The organism is Novosphingobium sp. Chol11, assembly GCF_945870625.1.
Lineage (GTDB): Bacteria > Pseudomonadota > Alphaproteobacteria > Sphingomonadales > Sphingomonadaceae > Novosphingobium.
Genome location: NZ_CAMBTS010000156.1, coordinates 1 through 4,817, shown reverse-complemented (window position 1 = coordinate 4,817; position 4,817 = coordinate 1). Strand labels below are relative to the sequence as shown.

At 63.5% G+C, this 4,817-nt stretch carries 5 protein-coding genes; 4 read left to right on the top strand and 1 reads right to left on the bottom strand.

The features are described from left to right. From Q0O40_RS15415 to Q0O40_RS15400, 4 genes are all read left to right on the top strand, one after another. Nucleotides 1-330, top strand: a 330-nt coding sequence (locus Q0O40_RS15415) for a copper chaperone PCu(A)C (protein ID WP_295531898.1), incomplete at its 5' end; no start/stop codon positions are given. A gap of 409 nt (nt 331-739) precedes the next feature. Next, nucleotides 740-1,135, top strand: coding sequence for a DUF2946 family protein (locus tag Q0O40_RS15410; RefSeq protein ID WP_295531895.1), 396 nt, complete (start codon nt 740-742; stop codon nt 1,133-1,135). Between the two features lie 55 nt (nt 1,136-1,190). Continuing rightward, complete coding sequence (locus tag Q0O40_RS15405; RefSeq protein WP_295531892.1) at nt 1,191-3,317, top strand: TonB-dependent siderophore receptor; 2,127 nt, start codon at nt 1,191-1,193, stop codon at nt 3,315-3,317. A gap of 11 nt (nt 3,318-3,328) precedes the next feature. Beyond that, entirely contained in the window at nt 3,329-4,195 is an 867-nt protein-coding gene (locus Q0O40_RS15400; RefSeq protein ID WP_295531889.1) for a DJ-1/PfpI family protein, read from the top strand. Here the strand turns inward: Q0O40_RS15400 and Q0O40_RS15395 are convergent. Then, a partial coding sequence (locus Q0O40_RS15395) for a hypothetical protein (RefSeq protein ID WP_295531887.1) occupies nt 4,192-4,817 on the bottom strand: 626 nt, incomplete at its 5' end. The genes Q0O40_RS15400 and Q0O40_RS15395 overlap by 4 nt on opposite strands.

Sequence of the window (4,817 nt, the reverse complement as noted above, 5' to 3'; positions counted from 1 at the left end):
GCGCCAGCGCAAGCGGTCGGCGCGGGCTACATGACGCTCACCAACACCGGCAAGACCGGCGACCGGCTGCTTTCCGCCACATCGCCCGCCGCGCGCACTTTGCAAATCACCGCGGTGAGCATGGGTGACGGCGAGATGCGGACGCGCGCAGTGCTCGATGGCCTGACGATCCCGGCGGGAGCCACGGTCGCTTTCCAGCCCGGCGGCTATCACCTCATGCTGATCGGCCTGAAAGCGCCGCTTAGGCAAGGCGCACAGGTTCCGGCCACGCTCAAGTTCCAGCGCGCCGGAACGGTGAGGGTCACATTCAAGGTCGAAGCAGGCGGGTAAGCCGGGCCGGACGGGCAGCGAGACGCCGACGCCCATGACCTTGACGGGGTGATTTCGGGGCCAAGTTGACATAGTTGACACAGTCCAGAGAGGAAACTGCGGGCCCCGTTGGTGCGGCGTATTATGCTGAAATTCAAAGAAATTTCAGCAGATCGCGCTGCGGACCCCCGGCGCGCGAAAAAGCGGCGTGTTGGAGACGACCTGTCAGGCACACCGATCCTCTACCCGGAGTGGCAGGGCCTCAAGGCCCTGCGTGCGGGGAAAGGATCAGAGGCGCGGACACATGATCCACGGTTCAAAGAGCATAGAAACGCGACTGACATAAACGTGGCGTGTAGGAAAGAGTGTTGTCCCGGGTCTGCACTCGGCACCTCTTGCTTGCCGGAGCGAATAAGTCCAAGGGGCCGCCGTGGCTTCCTTGCGCTCCCTCCCCCGGCACATCTCGCTCGCATTGATCGCGTTCGCGCTGCTGCTGCGTATGCTGGTTCCTGCCGGTTACATGCCGACGACAAGCAGCGACGGGATGATCCGCATCTCGGTGTGCACTGGCATGGGCGCGCAGACCGCGTTCATCGGCCGCGACGGCAAAGTTCATAAGGATGACCCTGCCAGCAGCCATCATGACCCCCAGCCTTGCGGCTTTGGCGCGCTCGGGCTCGGATTGGATGCTCTGCCAAAGCTGAACCTGTTGCTGCCCGCGTTGGCTGCGGCGATTGCCATTATCGCAGCGCACCCGGCGCCAGCCATCGGTCGCGGTCTAGCCGCGCCGCCCCCGCCGTCAACCGGACCGCCCAGCCTGATCTGATCCGCCGCCGCGCAACGTGCGCGGCCGTAAGTGTTTTAGCATCAGGATTTTACCCATGACGAATTTTCGTTTGGCTGCGCTTGCGGCCTTTTTTCCCGCGTATGCCCATGCAACCGAAGCTCCGACAACAGCGGACCGACCGCAAGACATTATCGTAACCGCGCCGCCTTATAGCACCACCATCGCCACGACATCGAGCGCGAGCAAGACCAGCCAGACCATCCTGCTCACGCCGCAATCGGTGCAGGTCATACCCCTCCAGGTCCTGCTTGATCAGAATGCGATCACGCTGACCGATGCGGTGCGCAACGTGGCCGGGGTCTCGTCCGATTTCGGCTTTAACGGTTCGACCGAGCCGCTGCTGATCCTGCGCGGCTTTCCCTCGACCTCGATGACCGCGCAAGGCTCGATGTTGGGCAGCGCGACGTACTATCTCGACGGGACGCGCGTGAAGGGCATTACGGTCAACATCGCCAATGTCGAGGCTGTGGAAGTGATCAAAGGCCCAAACAGCGTTTTGTTCGGCCGCGCCGAGCCCGGCGGTCTGGTCAATGTGCGCTACCGTCCACTGACCGCCAAGCCGACGTTCGATTTCGAGCAGACCATCGGCCAATACGACCTTTTTCGCACATCGGCACATGGCAGCGGCAAGCTGGACAGCGATGGCAAGGTGCTTGCCGGGTTATCGGCATCTTACCTCACGTCGGGCTCATACCGCGATTACATCAAGGAGCGGCTGGGCTCGATAAACGCCTCGCTCGCGTGGCTGCCGAGCAGCGAAACGCGGATTGCCTTCACCTTCGACTATAGCGACCACCGGTTCCGCAACGATTATGGCATCCCGGCCGTCGGCGCGCGGCCGGCAGACGTGCCGATCTCGACGGCTTACAATGACGCACCCGTGCTTCCGCGCAATGTGTCGCAGTCCTACCGAGTCGATATCTCCCAAGGCCTCAGCGCGGACTGGAAGCTCAAGCTGCGCGGTGTGCATGTGCGCGCCGATACACGCGATGTCGATGTCGTGCCCTACCGGGTCGATTTGTTAACCGGCAACGATTGCTTCGCCGCCAACGGCGAGCTGTGCCGCTATTATTACTATGCGCGGCCCGACGGGCATTACAAGCTCGACCAGATCACCGCCGATGTGACCGGATCGCTGACAACAGGGCCGATTTCGCACAAGCTCGCGTTCGGCTTCGAATGGTACCGTGACGACAGGCGCGGGCTGTCTTATCTGCAGCAGCTTGCGCCGGTGAATGTGTTCAATCCAGTGCTCGGTAATACCCCGCCGCTGAGCACCGATCCGGCGCTGCTGCTCGACACGCAGAACACGCAGGACCGCAACCAGTGGACAAGCGTCTTCGGCGAGGACCAGATCGATTTCGGCAGCGGCATTCACGCTGTGGTCGCATTGCGGCATGACTGGACCAGCGCGATCTATGCTGCGCCCGGCGTCGCACCCAACAAGGTGGAGTTTACCTCGCCGCGCCTTGGCCTCGTCTGGGAGTTCGCCGCGGATCACACCTTCTACGGCCAGTTCCAGCGCTCGCTCGCCACCAACAACGGCCGACTGTTCGACGGCACACCGCTCGCGCCGGAGAAGGCGCGGCAGTTTGAAATCGGCTACAAGTTCCAGAGCGCCAACGGCAAGTTGACGGCTACGCTGGCGGCGTTCGATCTCGTCAAGACCAACCGCGCCGATTACACGCTCTTTCCCATCATCCGCACGATCGGCCGCGCGCGCTCACGCGGCATCGAGATCGACTTGATCGGCGATCTGACCCCCAAGCTCTCGGTCGTCGGGGCTTATGCCTACACTGATGCCAAAGTCGATGAAGCCACGCTCAGCAACGGGCTGACGCTCGCCAATGTGCCGCGCCATGCCGCCAGCCTCTCCGGGCGCTATGCAGTGATCACCAACGGGCTGATCGGCGGCGGCTTCTATTATCAAGGCGCGCGATATGGCGATATCGGCAATACTTTCACCCTGCCGGGCTATGTCCGTTTCGATGCGTTCACCGCCTACCGCTTCATAGTGGGCGGTGCGATCGCCACCGCGCAGATCAACCTCAAGAACGTGTTCAACAAGCGCTATTTCACCGGCAGCCACCAATTCGTGCAAGACTGGATTCAGGTAGGACAGCCGCGCACCGTATCCGCAACGCTGCGCGTTGAACTTTAAGGAGATTTGACATGATGGATCGCCGCGATCTTTTGCGCGCAGCCGGGGTGGGGTCGGCCGCCGTGTTGGCCCCCTCCTTGGCCCCCTACCTCGCCATCGAACGCGCCGCCGCGCAAGTGAAAATCCAGACGCCTGACGACATGATGGCCGATCCCGGCCACATGGCAAAGATGGAGAAGGTGATCGGCAAGGGCCTGATGGGCAGCGAGCAGATCGCCATGCTGCTCTATCCGGGGTTCACCACGCTCGATCTGGTTGGGCCGCATTACTTTTTCGCCTGCATGTTCGGCGCAAAAGTGCACCTGGTCACAACCGCTGCGAACCTCGCGCCGGTTGCCTCCGACCTTGGCCTCGCTGTCGCGCCGACGATGACGATGGCTGAGTGCCCGCGCGACCTCGACCTCATCTTCGTCCCCGGCGGCGCGGATGGCACTTTGAACGTGATGCTCGAGAAGGCGGCGATCGCGTTCATTGCCGACCGCGGATCGCGCGCGAAACACGTGACCAGCGTCTGCACCGGCTCGATGGTGCTGGGCAAAGCGGGCTTGCTCAAAGGAAAGCGCGCGACCTCGCATTGGGCGGCGCGGCCTGTGCTCGCAGATTTCGGCGCGACGCCGGTCGACGCGCGCGTGGTGACCGATGGCAATGTCACCACCGGCGCGGGCGTATCGGCGGGGATCGACTTCGGCATCGCCATAGTCGCAGCGCTGCGCGGGCGGGCCTATGCCGAATCGCTGATGCTGCAGGCCGAGTACCACCCCGAACCGCCCTTCCCTGGCGGCACCTTGGCGACAACCTCGCCCGAGGTGAGCGCGATGATGCAGGAGATGTTCGCGCCGCTGGAAACCAAGTTCAGGGCGCTGGCGAAGCCGGTTTAGGGGCGCAGGAGTATCCTTCTGGGCCGGGCTGCAGCAAGCGCAAGCGCCGGCTTTTCGATCCAGAGCCACGAGGCCAACGCAACCACGACGAGCGGCCCGAGGCAAATGAGGAACAATGCGACGGGAGACAGCGCGACCCCGAACTGCGTGGCGGCAAGAAACACAACGAGCTGCTGGAGCGGCCAGGAATAGATGTAGACGCCGTAGCTGATGTCATGCGGCAGATTGCGGCAAGGCCGCGACGGAAAGGCCAGCAGGAGCGTGACGGCGCAAGTCAGCCAGATCACGCCGGTTTCGGTCAGAATGGTGTGGCCGAGCGCGGTGCCTGCGGCGATCAGCGCGATGCCCAGAAGCGCCACCACCGGATGCAGCGGGATGCGGGCCGCGAACTGGTGCGCCGCAACGCCGAGCAGGAACGAGAACAAGACGTGGCGCGCTTCTGCCAGCGCGAACAGCAGGCCACCGTTGGCATGGGGGGCCACGCCGTAGCCGGCGAGCACGGCAGCAAGCAGCAGGGCAAGGAAGGCGGCCCGGCGCCATGGCAGTTCGAGCGCGCCTGTCAGGCTGGCCGCGATCAGCAACCCATAGACGACGAGCTCATAGCGCAGCGACCATACCGAGC